Genomic DNA, 23,004 nt, shown 5'->3' with positions numbered 1-23,004 from the left:
TATGGATTTCAGTTCTTTTTTAGCGTTTCCTGTTGAGCAAATGCCGTTTGTGTTTCTCGTTTTATTAATTGGTTTTACAATTCATGAATTTTCCCATGCGATAGTTGCTGACCGTTTTGGAGATGAAACTCCACGTTCTATGGGCAGGGTAACTCTGAACCCGCGGTCACATATCGATTGGCTGGGGATGATTTTTTTCCTGGTTATCGGTGTAGGCTGGGCGAAGCCAGTGCTTGTAAATCGGGCTCGTTTCAAAAGTCCGCGCGTGATGGGTATCATTGTGTCTCTCGTTGGTCCGTTAAGCAATTTGGTGTTGGCCTTCATCAGCTTGATTATTTTTTATGCGCTGCTGCAGGGTCATGTCATTGACGGTTTTTCAGTCGGTACGGTAAAAGCAATTAAGTTATTTTTTAGTTTGATGATCATGCAAAATATTTTTCTGTTTATCCTGAATTTAATTCCTTTCCCGCCGCTTGACGGTTACCGGATTTTGGAGGATTTGCTGCCGCGTGCCTGGGCGGAAAAAATGAGATCCTATCAGCAATGGTTGTTTTACGCAATTCTGCTTATGTTCTTCATACCACCGATTCGGAATGTAACGATTGGACCGATTTTTGAATTTCAATGGACTATACTTGCTGCTTTTAATTGGGTTGCCGTACATATCTTTGGGGGCGGCGTGCTGCGCATGTAGCTTCCGTCCGTGATCAGCAGTGTGAAGTGTGTAGATTTTTGCGGACAATCATAGTATGATGTAGGTTGATATTTTGAATAATAGAAAGTAGAGAAGAACATGCAGCGTTATTTTATTGCACCTGAGCAATTTACTGAAGCCATGGTTACGATTTCCGGCGATGACGCTCATCATTTGGTTAGAGTGATGCGTGCAAAAGAAGGCGAGCAGGTCATTGTCAGCGATGGTGAGAGCCGTGAGGCACTGGTGCGTATTCGCGAGTTGGATAAAGATCAGGTAACAGCCGATATTGTAGAACTATTATCGATGAATCATGAGGCGAACGTAGAGGTATGGATCGCTCAGAGCTTGCCCAAGGGCGACAAGATGGAAACCGTTATCCAGAAGGGGACGGAAATCGGCGCTGCCCGGTTCATTCCTTTTATATCGGAGAGAACTGTGGTCCAGCTTGATGCGAAGAAAGAAGGCAAGCGTGTTGAACGCTGGCAAAAAATTGCCAAGGAAGCGGCCGAGCAAGCCCATCGCAACCGTGTACCTGTGGTGGACACACCTTTAACCTGGAAAGCTTTACTTCAGCAGGTTGGCTTAGCGGATGCGGCCTGGATCTGTTATGAGAAGGAAAATGGCTTGCAGCTTAGGCAGCAAATTCAAGCGGCTTTGGCCAGCAGGCAGGTAACAGAGACTTCCACTAATAAAATAAAGCTGATGCTCATCGTAGGACCAGAGGGTGGCTTTAGTGAACGAGAAGTGGAAGCAGCGGAAGCGGCGGGGTGTCGATCGATCAGCCTGGGCAAACGTATTTTACGAACAGAAACGGCAGCTATGGTCGGATTAACCTGTATTTTGTACGAATCCGGCGAGATGGGAGGAAATTAGAATGCCTACAGTAGCATTTCATACATTAGGCTGTAAAGTGAATTTTTATGATACGGAAGCGATCTGGCAGCTATTCAAGCACGAAGGCTATGAGCAGATAGATTTTGAAGCGTCCGCTGACATATATGTAATCAATACCTGTACGGTAACCAACACGGGCGATAAAAAAAGCAGACAGATGATCCGACGCGCGATTCGCCGTAATCCGGAAGCCATTGTTGCGGTTACAGGCTGTTATGCGCAAACCTCTCCAGCGGAAATTTTGGCGATACCGGGTGTTGACCTGGTTATTGGGACACAGGACCGGGATAAAATCATTCCGTATGTGCAGCAGTTGGTTCAGGAGCGTCAGCCGATTAATGCGGTCCGCAATATTATGAAAACCCGCCAGTTCGAAGAACTGGATGTACCGGATTTTGCAGATCACACAAGAGCCTTTCTGAAAATTCAGGAGGGCTGCAACAACTTCTGTACGTTCTGTATCATTCCTTGGTCCCGTGGACTTATGCGCAGCAGGGAGCCTCAGAGTGTACTAAAGCAGGCGAGAATGCTGGTGGATGCAGGCTATCAGGAGATTGTGCTGACAGGGATTCATACGGGCGGCTATGGCGAGGATATCGAGAACTACAGTCTGGCCAAGCTGCTCTGGGATTTGGACAAGGTGCAGGGTCTTAAACGCATTCGTATCTCTTCCATTGAAGCCAGTCAAATCACGGATGAGGTACTGGATGTGCTGAAGCATTCAGACAAAATGTGCCGTCATCTGCATATTCCGCTTCAAGCTGGTGACGATCAGGTGTTGGCCAGAATGCGCCGCAAATACACGACGGCCGAGTTTGGCGAGAAGATCAAGCGAATTCGTGAAATTATGCCGGATGTCGCCATAACCACGGATGTGATTGTCGGCTTCCCAGGTGAGACAGACGAGATGTTCATGAATGGGAAAAGGTTTATGGAGCAGATGCAGTTCTCCGAAATGCATGTGTTTCCTTATTCCCAAAGAACAGGAACACCTGCTGCTCGCATGGAGGACCAGGTTGATGAGGAATTGAAAAACACGCGTGTACACGAGCTGATCGATTTGTCGGAGCAGATGCAATTAACCTATGCGCAAAAATTCGTCGGTCACGTGCTGGAAGTGATACCGGAGAATGGCAATAAAGGCCGGGCAGATTCCATCATTATGGGCTACACGGACAACTATTTGCAGGTCGTATTTGAAGGCAGCAAGGATTCAATCGGGCGTATTTGTCAGGTTAAGATTGTTGAAGCTGGTGTTAATGAATGCCGCGGGGAACAAATACTTATACCGGAAATTGCACGGGCTATCGTTTAAATTGAAGTGCAGTATGAATGGGGGATTTCATTCTGATATAAGAGTGAAATCTTTCTTTTTAATTGAATAGAAATCGGGGTGGATGGAATGAGTGAAATGGAAGGGCTGAAATTGGATCTGAGGCAGCTGCCATCATATATCGATCATACGCTTCTAAAGGCGGAAGCTACATCAGCAGCTATACAAAAGCTGTGCGAGGAAGCAATGGAGTATGGTTTTTACAGTGTTTGTGTGAACGGGGTTTGGGTGCCTTTGTGTAAAAAGCTACTAGAAGGCAGCGATGTGCGCATCAGTGTGGTATGCGGCTTTCCGTTAGGCGCCACTAATCCGGCAGTCAAGGCTTACGAAGCTGCTCAAGCGGTTGAGGCCGGAGCGTCAGAAATCGATATGGTGCTGCAGGTAGGACAACTGCTGGAAGGTAATGAGGATGCTGTGCGTGAGGACATTCGCGGTGTGGTAAAGGCAGTAGAAGACCGTGCTATTGTGAAAGTTATTTTTGAAACCGGTTATTTGAATGAGCAGCAAAAAATCACAGCCTGCCGACTCTCTGAAGAAGCTGGAGCGCATTATGTAAAGACATCGACCGGATTTGGACCTGGTGGTGCTTCCGCTGAGGATATACGCTTGATGCGGGCGAATGTATCTGCGTCCATCGGGGTGAAGGCTTCTGGCGCTGTTCGTGATCTAGCTACAGCTCTGAGCATGATTGAAGCTGGAGCAACCCGTCTGGGAACGAGCTCTGGTGTTGCAATTATGAAAGGTACTTCGAGCTCATCGTCTTATTAATATTAAAATGAGGAGGCCCCGAATGGCTGCCGTATATTTGGATAAAAAACGTAAAAGACGGCTTGAAGCGGGACATCCGTGGATTTTTCAATCCGAAGTGGAACGAACAGAAGGCGAACCTGTTGCTGGTCAATTGCTTTCGGTACATACGCATAATGGACAATATTTAGCCACGGGCTACTGGAACCCGACTTCGCAAATTGTGGTACGGATTGTTTCCTATGAGCCGTTGGAGGCCATGACGCATGATTTTTTTGTTGAGAAAATTAAAATTTGTCTGGAGCATCGAGAACGTTTTGTGCCGGAAGCACGCTCTTACAGGCTTGTTTATGGAGAAGCGGACCGACTGCCAGGGCTGATCGTGGATCGTTTCGAGGATGTGCTTGTCGTGCAGCTGCTAACACTGGGAATGGATAGTGCACGCGAAGCGATTATTTCAGCTCTTGTCGAAGTTGTTCAGCCTTCGGGAATATATGAACGCAGCGATGTGTCTGTTCGCGAACTGGAGGGCTTGAAGCAGCAAAAGGGCTTATTATATGGCGAATGTCCAAGGCATGTTCGGATCATGGAAAATGGGCTGAGCTTGGAGATCGACATTATGGAAGGTCAGAAAACCGGCTATTTCTTTGACCAGCGTGAAAACAGAGCCGCAATTGCTCCACTTATGGTCGGTTGGGGTAAGCGCAGCGGGATCGAATTGAAGGACTTGCCCGATCCTGATGGTTCGGGAGCATTTGTGAAAACGCCAGTTAATGCAAATGGCAAGGCTGTAACCTTCCCGCTCTGGGATGGAGCAACCGTATTGGAGTGCTTTTCTCATACGGGCAGCTTTACCTTGAATGCCTGCAAATATGGTGCCAAGAAAGTAACCTGCCTCGACATTTCCGAGCATGCGATTGAAAGCGCCAGAAACAATGTCAGACTTAATGGCTTTGAGGATCGCGTAGAGTTCGTGGTCGCGGATGCATTCGAATATTTGCGTACACAGACTAAGGGATTGGATGAGCGACAGGAAAGAGCTCTTGCAGATCGCAAGAAGCTTGATACCTCCCAGCCGCTGCAGTCTGGGGGTAGAACCTGGGATGTAGTCATTCTCGATCCACCGGCGTTTGCCAAGACAAGAACTGCAGTCGAAGGTGCAATCAGGGGATATAAGGATATTAACCTGCATGGGATGAAGCTAGTAAATGAAGGCGGTTATCTAGTTACAGCCAGCTGCTCTTATCATATGAAGCCCGATTTGTTTCTTGAAGCTATACATGCCGCGGCAGTTGATGCCAAGAAGATACTCAGGCTGATCGAATTCCGGGCAGCAGGCAAGGATCACCCAAGGATTTTAGGCGTGGATGAAGGTCATTATTTGAAATTTGCGATCTTTGAAGTGAGAAGTAGATAAGCTCCACCAACAAGCCGTCGCTTTCTTTCAGAAAAGCGGCGGTTTTTTGCCTGTCAAAATAGGTAAGCCCGTTCTCGCCAGCTAGTAAATGGAGATAACGGTTGAATTGTATGGATAGGGCTTATATAATAGATAATATTGATAATCATTCTCAAATGAAGTTGGCTGATGTCTTTTATGGAGCCAGTCAAGGGCTTGTCAAGTGCAGTTTACCTATTAAGGGAGGTTTTATTGTGAATCAATCCGTACATATTTCGATGAATATATGGGAAGCCATTCGAGAACGGCGCAGTATCGGTAGGGTTAAGCAGGATCCGGTTGAACGGGAAAAGATCGAATTATTACTTGAAGCAGCCTCCTGGGCACCCAGTCATCACGCTACTGAGCCTTGGCGTTTTTTTGTACTAACAGGTGAAGGAAGAGGTGTACTCGGTCAGGCTTATGCGGATATTGCTGCAGAGGCAGCTCAAGGGCTCGGACCGGAGGAACTGGAATCTATTCGCAGCAAATCGAGAGCGAAAGCTTTTCGTGCTCCCCTTGTAATTGCCATCGCCGTCTCTCCTTCAACAGATCCGAAGGTTAGCCGGATCGAGGAATATGCTGCTGCCCATTCAGCCGCTCAGAATATGCTGCTTACTGCTCATGCTTTGGGTTTAGGCACCATTTGGCGTTCAGGCGATCCCATGTATCATCAGCGTATGAAGCAGGCGTTTGGACTTGCGGAGTCGGAGGAATTGGTAGGTCTTATTTATATTGGCTACCCGGATATGCCTCAGCTTACTGGTAAAAGAGTGCCTTATGAGACGAAAACCGTATGGATCTCACATGAGTAAATAGTAACGATAAATGACTATAATTTCGAAGCAGACTTCTCTTTGACAGAGGGGTCTTTTTGTCGTTAGGTGACATTATTTCTATTATTTTTTGAAGTTTGATACAAAATAAGCCTGGTACTCGTCTTATATATAGCTGCAGCTGAAAGGAGGATAATCGATTGCAACATCCTACAAACGATTACTTTAAAGAAGTTTTTCATACACATTATCCGTCAGTGCGTCGAAAGCTGGTGGCGCTCGTGCGTGATGAAGCTATAGCAGAGGATTTGGCACAGGAGGTTTTTCTCAGATTATATCGCAATCCACCGGAGGAGCCGCAAGTTATTGGCGCCTGGCTGCATCGGGTGCTGACTCGTATTGGTTACGATCATCTGAATAAACAAGCGCGTGAGCGGAAGCTTCAGGAAAAACAGGAGCAATATATGCAGACTGCCGAACAACTGGGTGCATCCAATGAGCAGACATTTATTCGACAGTTGGATCAGGAGGAAGTTCGTGATTGGCTGGACCAGCTGCCTGAGCGTGACCGCAATGCACTGCTGCTTCGTTATTCCGGATACAGCTATGCTGAAATAGCCGAGCAGCTCCAGGTGAACCCACCGCTCGTCGGAACATTGTTAAACCGGGCAACCGCCAAGCTAAAACGACATGCTGAAGCACGAACGCATACCTGACATAAGGCTGCAAGATCATCGAAAAACATGGATAGATACAAGCAAGGATCTGGAAATGTGAACTGCCAAGGAGGCGAAAACTGTTGACAAGATTGAAACCAACTATAGCGAATGATCCGAAGAACGAAGAGAAACTTACAAGCGCTGCCTGGGAGAGGCTGCAAGCCTCCCTTCAAGAAGAGGGCGATCAACCGCAATGGCTGCTGTTAGGGCAAAGAGCTATGGCTGATCGTAATGAGGAAGCTGCAGCGGTGAGTGAGCTGGACATACAACAGACTCAGGCACTGGGAGCAGACTACATGATTCAACCGCCACTTCAATCGAGCCAACCTGCATGGAATGATTCAGATGCCAAGCTAACGCCGGAGGAACGGAAGAAACACAATCGTGCAGGAGTCTTCAGCAGCTGGATACGCCGCAATAACAAGCGAATTTGCATCGCAACTGCAGCATGCCTGTTGGTTGGCGTTATAGCTACACCTATAGGAAATGAGGCACTCGCATCCATTTTGAACAAGTTTCGTATGCAGCAGGTTACCGTTGTTAATGAAAATGATCTGCAGCAGCTGTTTTATAACGCTACGAATGGGGAAACACGTGAATCCGCCAATAAGTTTGGTGATTTCACACAGGTATCTGGCAATAAATCGGGTGAGCTGACTGCTGTTGAAGCTTCCAAGCTGCTCGGACGCAGTATCGTGGTTCCAAAGGAGTGGAATGCCAAGGAGCAAAAGCTGTATATCTCGCCATCCAATGCCATTACACTCAAGCTGAAGGTAGATGAAGTAAACAAAACGATGCTTCGTCTCGGAGCGAAAAAGCTGCTTCCACAATCGATTGATGGTAAGCCGATCACGCTTGAAATCGGTGAATCGGTGCATATTTATACAAGTATAAAAGATAAGCCAGGCTATTCCTTCTCGCAACAGCCAGTGCCTGTTATCACCGTAGATCCGACAATTCCTATTGCCGAGGCCTATGATGCATTGCTTCAGTTCCCGCTTTTGCCGGATAGTCTGAAGCAAAGCCTGCAGCAAACGAATGTATTAAGTGGAGGCGCAGTTCCGTTGCCAGTCGTGACAAATGGTCAATCGGAGAAGCTAAAGCTGAACAACCTGGATATCATTATGACGACAAGCAGCTCAGGTAAGTATGTTCATTATATGGCCACCTGGGTGAAAAATGGACAATTATTCACATTGAGTGGCGGGCAAGAAGTATTTGCAAACCGTCAAGCCTTTACTGATCAACTAACCGAGCTGACTCAATTATGAAAAATGCGGTCGTGGATGCAAGAGGGCTGACGAAGGACTACGGCAACGGTCGCGGCTGCCGCGAGATTACGATTCAGATCGGTCAGGGTGAGGCATTCGGCTTCCTCGGTCCGAATGGAGCAGGTAAAAGTACATTTGTTAAAATGCTGGTTGGATTAATTCGTCCAAGTGGTGGTCGTGCATTTATTCTCGGAGAGCCTATTGGCTCTCTGGAGGCACGCAGGCATATCGGTTATTTGCCGGAGCTGTACCGCTATCAGGAATGGCTGAGCGGGGAGGAAGTACTGCAGCTTCATGCCCGACTATGCGGTATGAAGGATTCGGAATCCAAGCCTGCTATCAAACGATTGCTTGATGAAGTGGGAATTGGTCTCCGTGGACGGGACCGTGTGAAACATTATTCCAAAGGCATGCAGCAGCGGCTCGGCTTGGCATGTGCCATGATTAATGATCCGCAGATTATTTTTCTGGATGAGCCTTCTTCGGCACTGGATCCGATAGGCCGCAACGAAGTAAGGGTGATGCTGCAGCGGCTGCGCAGTCAGGGGAAAACAATCTTTCTCAACTCGCATTTACTTGAGGATGTCGAGTTGTTGTGTGACCGGGTTGCCTTATTAAATAATGGTGACATTTTGCAGACAGGTACGGTAGCAGAGGTTCTTCAGGAATCGATCCGTTGGCGCTTTCGCGTCGGCGGATTTACGCCGTTTTTTTTATCGTGGCTTGTGGAGAACACCGGATTGTCTATCGTGAAGGTGGACAACCCTTCGGATTCAGAGGGTGATATCGTGTGGTTGGAAGCAGAGCTCGAAGATGACGAGCAGATCGGCTGGCTGAACAGTCTGGTCGTCGAACAAGGGCTTACCTTATATGAAGTGCATAAAGTGAAAGCACGTTTGGACGAGTGGTTTGTCGGTGCGCTCACCGGAATCAGTCATAGGGGGGAGCACATATGACAACGATTATTGCCATGACCTGGAAAGAAATGCTGCGCAAGCGTGTGATGCTATTAACTTTACTGATGACTACGGTATTCATGGTAGCTTTTTGGTTCGTAGCGCAAACGATTGGCGCAGATTTGCGGACAAATGGAGGCGGTTCTGAGCAATCGGTCTCTTATCTGATCGAACGCTTCAAGCTGGGCTCGATGATTCTTGCGCTTGGATTTTTCTTTGGCTCCTTCGTAACTGCTTTTCTATCGATATTCAGCTCTTTCTCTTCAGTAGCAGGAGAAGCAGAGCAAGGTGTGCTCCTTGCACTGCTGCCGCGGCCATTAGCCAGATGGCGCTGGTATGCAGGCAGATGGATCGGTTACGTTACACTGGGAATTGGCTACGCCCTTCTGCTATTTGTTTCTATCATGCTCGTAGCGCGTTACCACGCGGCAATTCCTTTGGATTGGCTGCTGCTCGTGAAATCATTTGTGCTTTTTGCATGGGTAGTACCGTTGCTGGTATCGGTATCTATGCTTGGCTCTTGTCTATTTTCGGCACTGGGTAATGGTGTATTTATGACGATGCTGTTTGGTGCAGGGTGGTTGGGCGGCATGATTGAGAAGGTATCCGGAAGCTTATTGCGTAGAGATGCTTCTCTACAGCCTCTCAAAACGATAGCGGGGCTGATGTCCTTGATTATGCCGGCGGATTCCATTCAACAGCGAATGCTGTCTGAAATGTTTTCTTTATCGGATATAACGGGTTTGATGAATATTAATCAATCGCTGGGACCATTCGGGTTTGGTCAGGAGCCAACAAACCTTTTTTTATTATACACCGCTTGTTATACCTTGGCTGCACTGGTGCTTGGGATGTGGATATTTCAAAGAAAAGATTTGTAAGTTGGAAAATAAAGCAGAATATATAGCTCCGTGTCCTTTGAAAAGGATAGCGGGGCTTTTATATTTTATAAAATAAGAACAAATGTTCTTATTTGTGCTTATGTGGTATAATACATCCATTACATTCCTTTTGGTATGACACCAAATTTTGATACAATGAACAGAACGGCAACAATGTACAGATAACAGGAATAGTGCACTTTCAGAGGATGTAGAGGTTTAGGAGGAGAAGTACATGGCTGTGCAATTTATACTGGGCAGAGCTGGCACTGGCAAAAGTACATATTGCTTGCGCAGCATGACCGATCAATTAATTGAATCCCCCGGCGGAAGGCCGCTTATTTTATTAGTACCGGAACAGGCTACCTTTCAAGCCGAGTATGCATTGGCATCTTCTCCAGAGCTTGGAGGAACGATGCGTGCTCAGGTGCTTAGCTTTCGCAGGCTTGCTCTGCGTATTATGCAGGAAGTAGGCGGAATAGCGAGATTGCCCATTGATGATATTGGGAAAAGGCTTCTGTTGCACCATATCCTACATAAACATCGTAAACGGCTTAAGCTGTTTCAGTCCTCGGCTGATCAGATGGGTTTTATTGATAAATTGGCTGATTTGTTTAATGAGTTCAAGCGCCATTGTGTCACCTCGGAAGGCCTTGCCGTGTTCGTATCAGGGACATCAGGTGAGGGTCAGGCATCTCCAATGCTGGCTGACAAGCTGCATGACCTGCAGCTGGTTTATGGCGAGTTCGAAGCAGAGCTTTCCCGAGCCTATCTCGATGGTGAAGATTATTTGACACTGCTGGCCGAGCAGCTCCCCAAGTCTCAATATGTTAAGGACGCCGTGTGCTGGATTGATGGGTTTCATGGCTTCACGCCACAGGAAATGGCGGCGATCGAAGGCCTGGCTGCCGCTTGCAGCGACGTTAAGATTACATTGACCCTGGATAAAGCCTATAAGCTGGGCGATAAGCTGCATGAGCTGAACTTATTTCATCGTACAGCACGAACAATGTTAAAGCTAAAGGAACGTTTGGATCATTTGGGACTGGCTGAGCAGGAGACGATTCTGTTACCCTCGCAGCCGCCGTTTCGTTACGTGAGCAGTCCGATGCTCGCTTATATGGAACAATCCTTTGAGCAGCGTCTGAAGCGGCCTTACGTCCCGTCTGGAGAGATGAATCGCGGCGATATTAAGAGTGCTGAAACGCCAAAGCAGCAGCTCCAATTATCAGCGGCCGTTAATCGCAGAGCCGAGGTGGAAGGGGTTGCCCGTGATATTCTGAAGCTGGTTCGTGAAGAAGGACTGCGGTATCGTGATATTGCCGTTACACTGCGTAATACTGAAGCATACGGCGAGCTATTGGCTGGTACCTTTAACGATTGCAGCATTCCGCACTTTTTTGATTCCAAGAGAACCATCATGCATCACCCGCTGGTAGAGCTGATACGTTCTTCGATGGACGTTATTCTGCATTACTGGAAATACGATGCTGTGTTTCGTTGTGTGAAAACCGGCTTCTTTTTGCCTGTAGAGGGTGAAACAAGCACTGAGCAGCCGGGCAGCCACGAACTCGATCAATTAGAAAATTATGTGCTTGCCTTTGGCATTCAAGGTGCCAGGTGGTTTGATGGGAAGCCTTGGACCTATTCACTTCGCGCAAGCGTAGAGCAGCCCGATGTAATAACAACGGAGCGAGAAACCGTTCACCTGCGCAAAATCAATGCATGTCGCAGCCTCGTCGCCCAACCGCTGCATGCTTTTCAAGAGCGGATGAAGAAAACAGTACGGATTACGGATAAGGTAACCGCCTTATACCAGCTTTTAATCGATTTGCATGTACCTGAAAGGCTGGAGAGCTGGAGTCAGGCTGCATTGCAGGAGGGAAATCCTGAGAAGGCGCGGGAACACGCCCAAATATGGGAACGGATTATTGAAATGCTGGATCAGATGGTTGAGCTTCTGAAAGAGGAGGAACTATCTGCGGAAACGTTCGCAAGCTTGCTGGAGGCGGGTATGGAAAGCATCCGGTTGGGACATGTTCCGCCCTCTCTGGATCAGGTGCTGATCGGAAGCATGGATCGTACCCGAACAGGAGCCGTAAAGCATGTATTTGTACTGGGTGTTAACGAAGGAATTATTCCAGCCAAAATCAGTGAGAACGGGGTGCTGTCCGAGCACGAACGCGAGTCCTTGTCCGATCAGGGCTTGATGATGGCAGATGGTGCACGTCGTCGACTGCTCGATGAAATGTTCATGATTTACAGTACATTTTGCACGCCTTCAAGCTGCTTGTGGCTCAGTTATCCACTGGCTGACGAGGAAGGGAAAACATTGCTGCCCTCAGAAATTATTAGGCAGATGAAGCGAATGTTTCCCTTTGTAGGGGAGCGTTTGCTTGTGATGGAGCCGACCGGGACTATGAGCATGAAGGAACAATTGGAATATGTGGAGCATCCATCCAAAGCTCTCAGCTATTTGCTTGCCAAGCTTAAGTCCTGGCTGAACGGAGAGCCGATGCCGCCGGTTTGGTGGGCCGTCTACAATTGGCTTATTGAGCAGCCGGAATGGGGCGGGCGGTTAAAAGCGTTGATGCAGTCGCTGCAGTTTACTAACGAGGCAAAGACATTAAGCCCGACTACAAGCAGACTGTTGTATGGGGAGCATATTTTGTCGAGTGTGTCCCGAATGGAGCGTTTTGTTGCCTGTCCTTTCTCACAATTTTCATCGCATGGCCTGAAGCTTCAGGAGCGCCGTATTCATCGGCTGGAAGCACCGGATATCGGACAGCTGTTTCATGCTGCGCTCAGCTCGTTTGCCGTAGAGGTGTCGAACCAAGGCAGCGATTGGGGGGAGCTTAGCTCGCAGGATTGCATGAATCTGGCTGGCAATGTGGTGGATTTGTTGGCTCCTCGATTACAAAGTGAAATTCTGCTCAGCTCCAATAGACATCATTATATAGCCCGCAAGCTTAAGCAGGTTGTGGGTCGGGCTGCCATGATGCTGGGTGAGCACGCACGACGTGGAAAGTTTCAGCCGGTGGGTCTGGAAATTGGATTCGGAACGGGGCAGACCATACCCCCTTTATCATATCAGCTTGCCAATGGTATACGTATGGAGGTACGGGGCCGCATAGACCGAGTAGACCGCGCAGACACGGAGCAGGGAACGCTGCTACGTGTCATAGATTATAAATCGAGTCCAACCGCACTGCTGCTCTCTGAGGTGTATTATGGCCTATCGCTGCAAATGCTGACTTATCTGGACGTTATTCTTACCCATTCCAAAGCATGGCTGGGTATAGAAGCCAAGCCGGCAGGCGTGCTGTATTTTCACGTACATAACCCGCTGCTGCAGATGAAGAACAGAATATCAACCGAAAAAGCCGATGAAGAGCTCCGCAAACGTTATAAAATGAAGGGGCTGCTTCGCGCTGATCCCGAAACTGCAACGCTGATGGACGGTGGGTTGATTGAAGCCAGCGGGCACTCCCAGCTCATTCCAGTCGCACTCAAAAAGGATGGCAGCTTTTATAAATCTTCCTCTGTTGCCGACGATGCGCAGTGGAATACACTCCGTGATTATGTGCGCCATACGATTGAAGGGATTGGCAGCGCCATGACTGGCGGTGATGTCGGAATTGAGCCGTATCGTATGGGTGTGGACAAGGCCTGTACGCATTGCTCCTATAAATCGGTATGTCAATTCGATACTCAATTCGAAGCCAATGAGTACAAGCTCCTGCTGCCTGTCGCTAAAGATCGTGCCTTGGAGCTGATGAACGAAAGGCTGGAGGCAAAAGGTGATCTGCATGTAGTACCCTTCCGGCGGACGAAAGCCAAGCAAGTGATCGATATACAGGAGCAGGAAGAGGTCGGAGCTGAGCCGTTTATGAAGCAGCCTGAAGCTCTACAAGGAAAAGAAGGTGTGAACGATGATCAATAGAACCGTAAAACCAGAAGGAACCTCGTGGACGGAGGATCAATGGGATGCCATTTCGATACACGGGCATGACATGCTCGTTGCAGCAGCTGCCGGTTCAGGTAAAACAGCGGTATTGGTTGAACGGATCATCCGCCGCATTTCAGCGGAGCAAGAGCCGGTTGATGTAGACAGGCTGCTGGTAGCGACATTCACCAATGCTGCTGCTGCTGAAATGAGACATCGGATCAGCGAAGCGCTGGAAAAGGAGCTGGAGCGTAACCCCGGCTCCGATCATGTGCGCAGACAGTTAGCGTTAATGGGAAGAGCGTCGATAACGACACTTCATTCCTTTTGCCTGGAGGTGATTCGCACTCATTACCAGAAGGTCGGACTGGACCCGGGCTTTCGTATTGCCAATGAAACTGAAAGTGACCTGATGCGTCAGGATTTGATAGAGGAATTATTCGAGGAGCAATATGGCAGCTCGACAGAGGATAGTGATTTTTGGAAGCTGGCTGAATGGTTTAGCGGTGAGAAAACGGATGATGCACTTTATCGACTCGTACAAAAGCTTTACGATGATTCGCGTAGTCATCCTTGGCCTGAGCGATGGTTGAGGGAAACTGCAGCTATGTTCAATCGGGATGCCGATACACCTAATCCCTGGATTCCAGGGCTGCTGGCTTCGGTTCGAATGGAGCTGGAGGGAATATCCGCACTGCTGCAGGAAGCAATCCATTTGGCTGAGCAGCCTGGGGGGCCCTCACCATATTTATTTAATTTGCATGAGGATCTGGAAGCCATAGCTTATTTGCAGCAGGTCGCCGATTACTCGTGGGAACACCTTTACGAGTCTTTTCAAGGCGCTTCCTTTGGGAAGCTCAAGCCCTGCAAGGGCTCCGATTACGACAAGCAACTGCAGGAGCAGGTCAAGGATTTACGAAGCAAAGCCAAGGATCAGCTGTCCGATTTGACAGAGGAGCTTTTTGGCCGAACAACCGAGCAATATGAGGAAGAGCTGCTGGTGCTGGCACCTTTAATGAGTGCCTTGGTGGAACTGGTTATCGAATTTGGCAATCGCTATCAGGCTGCCAAGCAGGCTAAGGGGCTTGTTGACTTTGGGGATCTGGAGCATTTTTGTTTACAGCTGCTGTCCGATGTAGATCCGGTAAGCGGAGAAATGGGACCGTCCGAGATTGCTAAGGGCTATCGGGATCGCTATGTCGAGGTGCTGCTGGACGAGTACCAGGATACGAATCGTGTGCAGGAAACGATTGTTGCTTTTATATCGCGTGAGCTGCCGGGCAATCGGTTTATGGTCGGAGATGTTAAGCAGAGTATTTACCGCTTTCGGCTGGCGGAGCCTGGTTTGTTTCTGGAGAAGTATAAAAACTATCCAAGTGATGATACCGTCCCGGGACAGCGTATTGACTTGGCCCGTAATTTTCGCAGTCGTACGTCTGTTGTGAATGGAGTCAATTATATATTCAAGCATATCATGGGTGAAGCGGTTGGTGAAATTGACTATGATGACCGGGCTGAGCTTAAATATGGAGCTGATTATTACCCGGAGTGGAACACTGAGACGAATGGCTCGGAAGCCATCGAGCTGCTGCTTATAGACCGCTCTGAGGAGCTTGAAGCATCGAGAGCGACGGAAGATGCGGATCAGGAGACGGGGGCGTCAGATCAGGGCTCAGACAGTCTGACTGAGGGGTACGATACGGATGCTGGAATCGACCTTGCCGCAGAGGCGCGTGAGATGGAGACGGTACAGCTTGAAGCAAGAATGATTACGGCTCAAATTCATAAAATGCTTGGACAGACGGGCGAGGGTACTTTTCAGGTATATGACAAATCGGAGAAGGGTCCGCGAGATGTGACTTATCGCGACATCGTTATTTTGCTAAGAGCGACCCAGCAGTGGTCGCCCGTTCTGATTGAGGAGCTGCGGCAGCAGGGGATTCCTGCTTATGCAGAGCTGAATACGGGGTATTTTTCCGCGATGGAAGTCGAGGTCGTATTATCCTTGTTAAAGTTAATCGATAATCCCTTTCAGGATATTCCGCTTGCTTCCGTGCTCCGCTCACCAATCGTTCAGTTGACAACAGAGCAGCTTGCATGTATCCGCATTGCCAGCAGTCAGGGCTCCTTTTACGAAGCGATGTGCTTGTATGCGATTGAGGGAGCACATGAATCCGGACCTGGCGGAAAGCTTGCAATCGATAGAGACTTGCAAAACAAGCTTCGCGTTTTTATGGCTCTTTTGGATGGCTGGAGGGAAGAGGCGCGACACGGTGCATTGGCAGATTTGATCTGGAATATTTTCCGGGTTACCGGCTTCTTTGATTTTGTTGCAGGGCTGCCCGGTGGTCAGCAGCGTCAAGCCAATTTAAGGGCATTGTATGATCGTGCCCGTCAATATGAAGCAACGTCATTTCGCGGGTTGTTTCGGTTTCTGCGTTTTGTTGAACGGATGAAGGACAATGGGGGAGACCTTGGTACCGCTCGAGCTCTCGGTGAACAGGAAAACGTGGTGAGGATCATGTCGATCCATAAAAGCAAGGGCTTGGAATTTCCTGTTGTTTTCTGTGCGGCAATGTCCAAAAGATTCAATATGCGCGATCTGACTGAGGCTTTTATGGTTCATAAGGATCTTGGATTTGGACCTAAGTATACCGATGCAGCAGCAAGAATCAGCTATCCCACACTGCCATGGCTCGCTATCCGGCGCAAGCAGCGTATGGAAATGATCGCTGAAGAGATGCGTGTGCTTTATGTAGCACTGACGCGTGCACGAGAGAAGCTGTATATCCTGGCTACGGTCAAAGGGGCAGACAAGCTGCTGCATCAGTGGTCACGGTATGTGGATCATGATAAGCTGCTGCTGCCGGATTCCGCTGTCTCAAGTGCGCGCTCATATATGGATTGGATCGGACCCGCGATCATGCGCCATCCGAGCGGGGCATCGCTGCGTCATCAAGCGGGTATTAGCAGCAAGCCGCCTGAATTTATGAACAAGGAAACCTCCCTGTGGCAGGTGCAGATCATTAGACCGGAGCATGCTGCCGCGCATGCCCAAGCAGCCGTTACAGCAGCTATTGATGAACAACAAAAGCGATCCGTGTTTGGATTAGAGTATGTAGAAGAAGGACAGTATTGGGAATATGAAGTTGCGCATAAACTGGCATGGACATATCCTGAAGCCCAAGCATCCAAACTGCCTTCAAAAATTTCTGTCACTGAATTAAAACGGCAGTCCGAGCATGTCCGCCTGCTGGAAAAAGAATCCGGTGAGACGCTTTTTCCAGAGGCAGCGGAAGCGAGCAGCCCGGTCTATCAGCCCGTCATTGTCAGGCGTCCGCGATTTATGGAGCAGAAGAAAATAAATGCAGTAGAGCGTGGTACCGTGTTTCATGCTGTGATGCAGTATATTCCGATTACCCATGAGCCTTCGATACAGGATGTGCAGGAAGCTCTTGATGATATGGTACAGAGAGAGCTTATCACAAACGAGCAGAGTCAAGTGGTGGAGCCTGAAGTCATCGCAGCTTTCTTTCGCAGCCATGTGGGACAACGCCTTTTGCATGCGTCCGAGGTATATCGTGAGGTTCCCTTCAGCTATGGAATTCCTGCCAATGTGGCCTATGCAGACTCTGATTCATCCGATTCGCAGTCATCGGACATCGTTTTGCTGCAGGGAATGATCGATTGCTTGTTTGTAGAAGCAGACGGGCTTGTTCTGATTGATTTCAAAACGGACCGTGTTCCAGATGGAAGTGGTACTTCTGTAGATATGATCAAAGAGCGCCATAGACAGCAAATCGAATTGTATGCGAACGCAGTGGAAACGATCTGGAAACGGCCAGTGAAGGGGAAATATATCTTTTTATTTGATGGTGCAAGATTGCTGGAGCTGTGATCCGAGCAACCATTTTTTTGACAAGACCTAACTATATCTGCTGTATAATGGGTACAGATGACATTTAAAGTCGTCTTTTTCAGAAGTAGGGGGAGAGAAGTATGAAACTATTTGGCAAGAAAACATCACATTTCAAAAAAGGTCTTGCCACATGCATGGTAGCCTCAATGCTGCTATCGGGAGCTTCTGCTGTCCAGGCGGATCCGATTTGGGATCGATGGCAAGCAGCCGAAAAGGCTAACAAGAACGGTCACCCGGAGCTTGCTGTTCCGGATTGGAAGTTTCTTGTCGACCATTATGCTTCAATTGGAGATTGGCAGGGGGCTGCATTATTTTGCGGATGGCTTGATGAGTACTATGACAAGATCCAGGATTACGAGAACGCGATTTATTATTATGAGCTGGAAAATATGTACTGGCTCAAAGACGGCAAGGACTGGGGAGCTGTCGATTTGCAGCGGGCCGAGCAGATTCGGACGATTACGGATGTGTACATGTCCACGTCTGACGTGGAGGTCCTGAAGAAGCAGGGCGCTCCAGTGAGTGGCAAGCTGGCTAAATACGAACCGGAATATGGAATATATATCGGAATGTACTCCGAACAGGATCCGGCAATGGGCAATAACTTTGTTAAATCGCAATCAGTTTATGGCAGCAAGCACGCGCATTATTTAGCATATACCCCATACGATGCACCGTTCCCCAAGCAGTATGCGACTAATGCCAAGCAGGCGGGGGCGGGACTGCAGATTGCCTGGGAACCGAGTAATGGTCTGGATTCCGTGCAGGATAATGCACATTTAAGGGAATGGGCACGCGCGGCTAAAGCAACAGGTATTCCAATTTTTTTACGCTATGCCAGTGAAATGAATGGCAACTGGGTAGTTTGGCATGGAGATCCACAGAAGTATATTGAGAAATTCCGGCTTGTGCATGACGTGATGGCGGAGGAAGCGCCCAATGTTGCGATGGTCTGGAGTCCTGGTGATGTGCCGGCCTATTCGATGGATGTATACTATCCAGGGGATGATTACGTTGACTGGGTTGGAGTGAATATGTATACAGAGCCTTATGAGAATGGGAATCCGGCAACTGCCAATATGCAGTCAACGAGTCCGATAGAACGGCTGGATTATTTATACAAAACCTATTCGGATCGCAAGCCACTTATGATCAGTGAAACGGCTGTATCGCATTTTGCTCATATTCCGCAAGAATCGTTTACTGATTACGGGCTGCTGAATTTGCATCGTTTGTACCAAATCATGCCGCTTAAATACCCGCGTCTCAAATCGATCAATTACTTTAATGTCGATTTGAAGGATCGCGAGTCCCGCAATAACTATCTGCTTGGTGACAATGAAGCGATGAAAAATCTGTACAGCAGCATGATCACTGCACCTTTTTATTTAAAAAAGGTTGAGCAGGGCTCCAAGCCTGCGGATAGCGTTGGTCATATAAAGCTGAATGATAAACAGAATAGTTTTCAAGGAAAAACCCAGATCACGCCTTGGGTGAAAATACCTGACTTATATATCCATCAAATCGATTATTTCATTAATGGTAAGCTCATCGAATCGCAGAGCAATCCGCCATTCGGCATTGAGCTGAATGCAGACCAGGTTCCTGAAGGCTCCACGCTGCAGCTGAATATTTATAATCGTGCTGGATACCAGGTTGCGAGCAAGTCGTATCCATTGTCCGCTGATATATCTGTTACTATTGATGGTAAGCTGCAAAAGTACGAACAAGCTCCTGTTATCCGTGAGGGCAGTACACTCGCTCCGCTGCGGGCGATTTTTGAATCCATGGGAGCCACTGTGGATTGGGATGCGAGTACTCAGACTGCGACAGGTCGAAAGGGTGGGACTTCGGTTTCTCTACGTGTGGGTGAGCGTAAAGTGATCAAAAATGGTCAGACTATAGAACTGGAGGTGCCAGCGCAGCTCATAAATGGATACACAATGGCACCAGCCCGTTTTATCGGTGAGGCTTTTGGTGGTGTATTGGATTGGGATAGTAAGGCGCGCAAGGTTATAATCAAAACCTCTACCACAACATCCATGTTACATGACTCCCAGGCTCCGGTTTCATCAACGTCGATGCTGCTCACTCCGCATGATCAACGATCCGAGACAGTTACAACGAGCTTGTCTGGCAGGCTGGTTGCTGCTTTTCTGCTTACATGGAAAAATGTGATCATGGCTGTGTCGTGAAAAACGAACAATAATTAATGAAACGATAGATTTTATACGTTTTTTCGGGGGAAGTACATAAAAACATAGAGTATTTCCCCGAAATAACCATAAAAACATAATATTTTGTATAAACATCTGTTGAATATTTATAAAGTAAGGTGTATATTTCTAACAGAAAAGAAATATTTTTGTCTACGTTTTTTCAATTTGCAGCAGATATAGCAACGGAGGACTTTAATGAAAAATTGGTTGCTTCCGGCCACGGTGTTAATGAATCGTTTGAATTATATGCAAAAGTTTTTTTTAATTGGCCTACTGTTAGTACTGCCAAGCGGACTTTTTATTACCTTGCTGATTGGGAACATCAATAAGGAGATAGGATCCTTAATAAAAGAAAGACAAGGGCTCGAATATATAACGGGTGTCAGCCATTTTATTGAAGATTTACAATTGCACAGAGGTATGAAAAATGCTTACTTGCACGGAGACCCTTCGTTTGAGCAGCAGTTGACAAGCAAGCGTGTGGATATCGAAAAAGATATTCAACAAATCAGAGCACTGAACCAACGCTATGGCGGGGTACTGCAGCCGGAGACACGTTTTAACCAAATGATGGATGACTGGGAGCTTATCAAAGATATTAAGTCAATGACAGATGCCAACTTAAGCTTTTCCTTACATAGTGAAATCATTTCTCAATCCATAGCATTAACTGAACATGTCAGCAGCACGTCAGGGTTGAAGACGGATCGGCACAACGAAAGCTATAACCTGGTTGATGGGCTGATAGGCAAGCTCCTTGTCATGCTTGAACATTTGGGGCAAACAAGAGGTATCGCTTCCGGAATTGCTGCTGATAAGCAGTTTGGAATAGATCTCAAGACACAATTAACCGTTTTGAGGGGATTGATTCGTTCGGCTCTTGATATTGTAAAAGGGAGCCTGAATATTATTTATGAGGAGGACCCATCGTTAAAACAACCCATTAAGCGGCAAATGGATGCTATTGAGCAAGGAATTAATCAATTCATTTATTGGCTGGATACTGAAATTATGAATGCTAACAGCTTACAGATATCATCACCAGCTATATTTGAAATAGGTACCTCATCCATTCAAATGGGATTTGAGCTTCAGCATACCGGCCTCCCGATTATAGACCATCTTCTTCAAGATCGCATAGAAGCATGGGTCAGACAAAGAATGATGTTTTTGGCTATATTAACGATTGCTTGTCTGGTTGTGGCTTATTTGTTTCTCGGACTGTATCGATCTGTCATTCATTCTGTACATGCTTTGAACGATGCCTCTTCCAGACTGGCTGAAGGTGATCTGACAGCAAGAGTTAGGCTGAATTCACAGGATGAATTGCTTTCCGTGGGCACGGCCTATAACCATATGGCAGAAGCTTTTGAAAGTATATGGAGTGAAAGAAAGGCACATGAGGAGCAGCTGAAGTATCGTGCTTATCATGATCAGCTTACGGGCTTACCCAACAGAGTTAATTTTCAGGAGCAATTACATGCACACCTTGGGGATGGCAAGCGATTAGACCGAATGCTGGCTATTTTGTTTATTGATCTGGACCGCTTCAAAATCGTGAACGATACGTTGGGTCACAAAGCAGGTGATCTGCTGCTTCAAACCGTAGCGGTTCGCTTGTCGGACGAGCAGTTCGCTAACTGTCAGCTCTTTCGAATGGGTGGTGATGAATTTACAGCCATTATTCCCTTTATTGAGTCCAAGGAAGAGGCGGTTTCGATCGCAGAGCGGATGCTCACCGTATTGGATCAGCCCATTACCCTCGATACATACGAAATGAAAGCTTCCGCAAGTATCGGCATCAGTGTGTATCCTTCTGACGGACAAACCTTGCAGGAGCTATTGACTAATGCGGATATGTCCATGTATGTAGCCAAAAAACAAGGCAGCAATGGGTACCAATTATATCATCCATTGCTGAACGAGCAAGCTCAGAGAAAGCAAGCTATGGAATTGGAATTACGTATGGCCCTGGAAAGAAACGAGTTTTCGCTATATTACCAGCCTCGTATTCAGCTGCTGGGTGGGCATTATACGACTGTTGAGGCACTTATCCGCTGGAATCATCCTGAGCTGGGACTTGTCGCTCCTGCGGTTTTTATTCCCTTGGCCGAAGAAACAGGTTTAATTAAACCTATCGGAGAGTGGGTGCTTCGTACTGCCTGTCGGCAAAGTAACCAATGGCAATCGGAAGGGATAACAGATGTAAATATGGCTGTTAACATTTCAGGTGTTCAATTTCAGAGCGACTACTTTATTCAAGAGATTGCTGATATTCTTGCCGAGTCCGACTTTGATCCGAATAAGCTTGAATTTGAGCTGACGGAAAGTGTTGTGATGGTTAACGTACCCCAGGCGATCTCCAAGATGAAGCAGCTCAGAGATCAAGGTATTCGGATTTCAATCGATGATTTTGGAACCGGTTTTTCATCGCTTAGTTATTTAAAATATTTTCCGGTTGATATACTAAAAATTGACCGTTCTTTCGTTAAAGATATCCCGCTTGCCCCTAAGGACACGGCTATTACCAAAACAATTATCGCGCTTGCCCGCAGACTTGGCTTGGAGGTTGTGGCTGAGGGTGTGGAAACAGAGGAACAGATGGCCTTTTTGAAAAGCAGAAATTGTAACGAGGCTCAAGGCTATTTATTAAGCAAGCCATTACCAGCTCTTGAAATGACAGCGCTTTTAAAAAACCACCAACTTTCTGTCGGATAGCATCAAGCGCTGACTGGATTTTCAGATCTGCATTCGGTATGATAGAAAAGTAATTCTGATCATTGAGTATAAAGGAGGATTTCCACCTGTGAGCTGTATATTTTGCAAAATCGTAGAAGGATCGATTCCTTCCAGCAAAGTGTATGAAAATGAGCAAGTATTGGCATTTCGCGACATTCAGCCTGCTGCACCTGTACATATTTTAATTATACCGAAAAAGCATATTGCGACGATGAATGATGTCGAGGCGGATGACCGCGGATTGATCGGTGATTTACATATGGCTGCCCAGGAAATTGCCAAACAGGAAGGCGTTTACGACAGTGGCTACAGGTTGATTAACAATTGTGGCGCAGACTCCGGACAAGTGGTTTTCCACATTCATTACCATTTATTAGCTGGTGAAAAGCTTGGTGCACTCAACGCAAAATAAATTTTTGCCATCTAGGTTGACCTATGTTTGTGTATGCAATATAATTGTAGTTGATAAACT

At 47.4% G+C, this 23,004-nt stretch carries 15 protein-coding genes; all 15 read left to right on the top strand.

The annotated features are described in order from the left end of the window. The first annotated feature begins 1 nt into the window (after position 1). The 15 genes from NST47_RS24575 (at position 2) to NST47_RS24505 (ending at position 22,944) form a co-directional block, all read left to right on the top strand. Positions 2–694 (top strand): site-2 protease family protein, encoded by a 693-nt coding sequence (locus NST47_RS24575; RefSeq protein WP_341157482.1) that lies wholly within the window; start codon positions 2–4, stop codon positions 692–694. Positions 695–793: 99 nt separating this feature from the next. Beyond that, entirely contained in the window at positions 794–1,570 is a 777-nt protein-coding gene (locus NST47_RS24570) for a 16S rRNA (uracil(1498)-N(3))-methyltransferase (RefSeq protein WP_341157481.1), read from the top strand. A gap of 1 nt (position 1,571) precedes the next feature. After that, entirely contained in the window at positions 1,572–2,906 is a 1,335-nt protein-coding gene (mtaB, locus tag NST47_RS24565) for a tRNA (N(6)-L-threonylcarbamoyladenosine(37)-C(2))-methylthiotransferase MtaB (RefSeq protein ID WP_341157480.1), read from the top strand. An 87-nt stretch (positions 2,907–2,993) separates the two neighbouring features. Then, positions 2,994–3,692 carry a deoxyribose-phosphate aldolase gene (deoC, locus tag NST47_RS24560; protein WP_341157479.1) on the top strand — a complete coding sequence of 233 codons (699 nt, stop codon included), beginning with the start codon at positions 2,994–2,996 and terminating at the stop codon, positions 3,690–3,692. Positions 3,693–3,714: 22 nt separating this feature from the next. Beyond that, on the top strand, positions 3,715–5,088 hold the full coding sequence (locus NST47_RS24555) for a class I SAM-dependent rRNA methyltransferase (RefSeq protein WP_341157478.1): 1,374 nt from the start codon (positions 3,715–3,717) through the stop codon (positions 5,086–5,088). A 257-nt stretch (positions 5,089–5,345) separates the two neighbouring features. Further along, entirely contained in the window at positions 5,346–5,921 is a 576-nt protein-coding gene (locus tag NST47_RS24550; protein ID WP_341159745.1) for a nitroreductase family protein, read from the top strand. A 161-nt stretch (positions 5,922–6,082) separates the two neighbouring features. Then, positions 6,083–6,598, top strand: coding sequence for a sigma-70 family RNA polymerase sigma factor (locus NST47_RS24545; protein ID WP_240416947.1), 516 nt, complete (start codon positions 6,083–6,085; stop codon positions 6,596–6,598). An 83-nt stretch (positions 6,599–6,681) separates the two neighbouring features. Continuing rightward, the gene (locus tag NST47_RS24540; RefSeq protein WP_341157477.1) at positions 6,682–7,872 is read left to right on the top strand and encodes a hypothetical protein; all 1,191 of its coding nucleotides are present in this window, start codon (positions 6,682–6,684) and stop codon (positions 7,870–7,872) included. After that, positions 7,869–8,828 carry an ABC transporter ATP-binding protein gene (locus NST47_RS24535; RefSeq protein WP_341157476.1) on the top strand — a complete coding sequence of 320 codons (960 nt, stop codon included), beginning with the start codon at positions 7,869–7,871 and terminating at the stop codon, positions 8,826–8,828. Before NST47_RS24540 ends, NST47_RS24535 begins: the two co-directional genes overlap by 4 nt. Continuing rightward, a complete protein-coding gene (locus tag NST47_RS24530) occupies positions 8,825–9,709 on the top strand; it encodes an ABC transporter permease subunit (RefSeq protein WP_341157475.1) in 885 nt (294 codons plus the stop codon). The genes NST47_RS24535 and NST47_RS24530 overlap by 4 nt, the downstream gene beginning before the upstream one ends. A 235-nt stretch (positions 9,710–9,944) precedes the next feature. Then, positions 9,945–13,652, top strand: a complete 3,708-nt coding sequence (gene addB / locus NST47_RS24525; RefSeq protein WP_341157474.1) for a helicase-exonuclease AddAB subunit AddB — start codon at positions 9,945–9,947, stop codon at positions 13,650–13,652. Continuing rightward, on the top strand, positions 13,642–17,553 hold the full coding sequence (addA, locus tag NST47_RS24520; protein WP_341157473.1) for a helicase-exonuclease AddAB subunit AddA: 3,912 nt from the start codon (positions 13,642–13,644) through the stop codon (positions 17,551–17,553). Before addB ends, addA begins: the two co-directional genes overlap by 11 nt. Before the next feature lie 101 nt (positions 17,554–17,654). Further along, positions 17,655–19,769: a stalk domain-containing protein gene (locus NST47_RS24515; RefSeq protein ID WP_341157472.1), complete on the top strand. Its 2,115-nt coding sequence runs from the start codon at positions 17,655–17,657 to the stop codon at positions 19,767–19,769. A 219-nt stretch (positions 19,770–19,988) separates the two neighbouring features. Next, on the top strand, positions 19,989–22,511 hold the full coding sequence (locus NST47_RS24510; protein WP_341157471.1) for an EAL domain-containing protein: 2,523 nt from the start codon (positions 19,989–19,991) through the stop codon (positions 22,509–22,511). An 88-nt stretch (positions 22,512–22,599) separates the two neighbouring features. Beyond that, on the top strand, positions 22,600–22,944 hold the full coding sequence (locus NST47_RS24505) for a histidine triad nucleotide-binding protein (RefSeq protein ID WP_076230115.1): 345 nt from the start codon (positions 22,600–22,602) through the stop codon (positions 22,942–22,944). The last annotated feature ends 60 nt before the right edge of the window (positions 22,945–23,004 follow it).

Source organism: Paenibacillus sp. FSL H8-0034 (assembly GCF_038000305.1).
Classification (GTDB): Bacteria; Bacillota; Bacilli; order Paenibacillales; family NBRC-103111; genus Paenibacillus_S.
The sequence above is the reverse complement of the archived record's forward strand: the minus strand, read 5'-3'. Positions and strand labels throughout refer to the sequence as shown.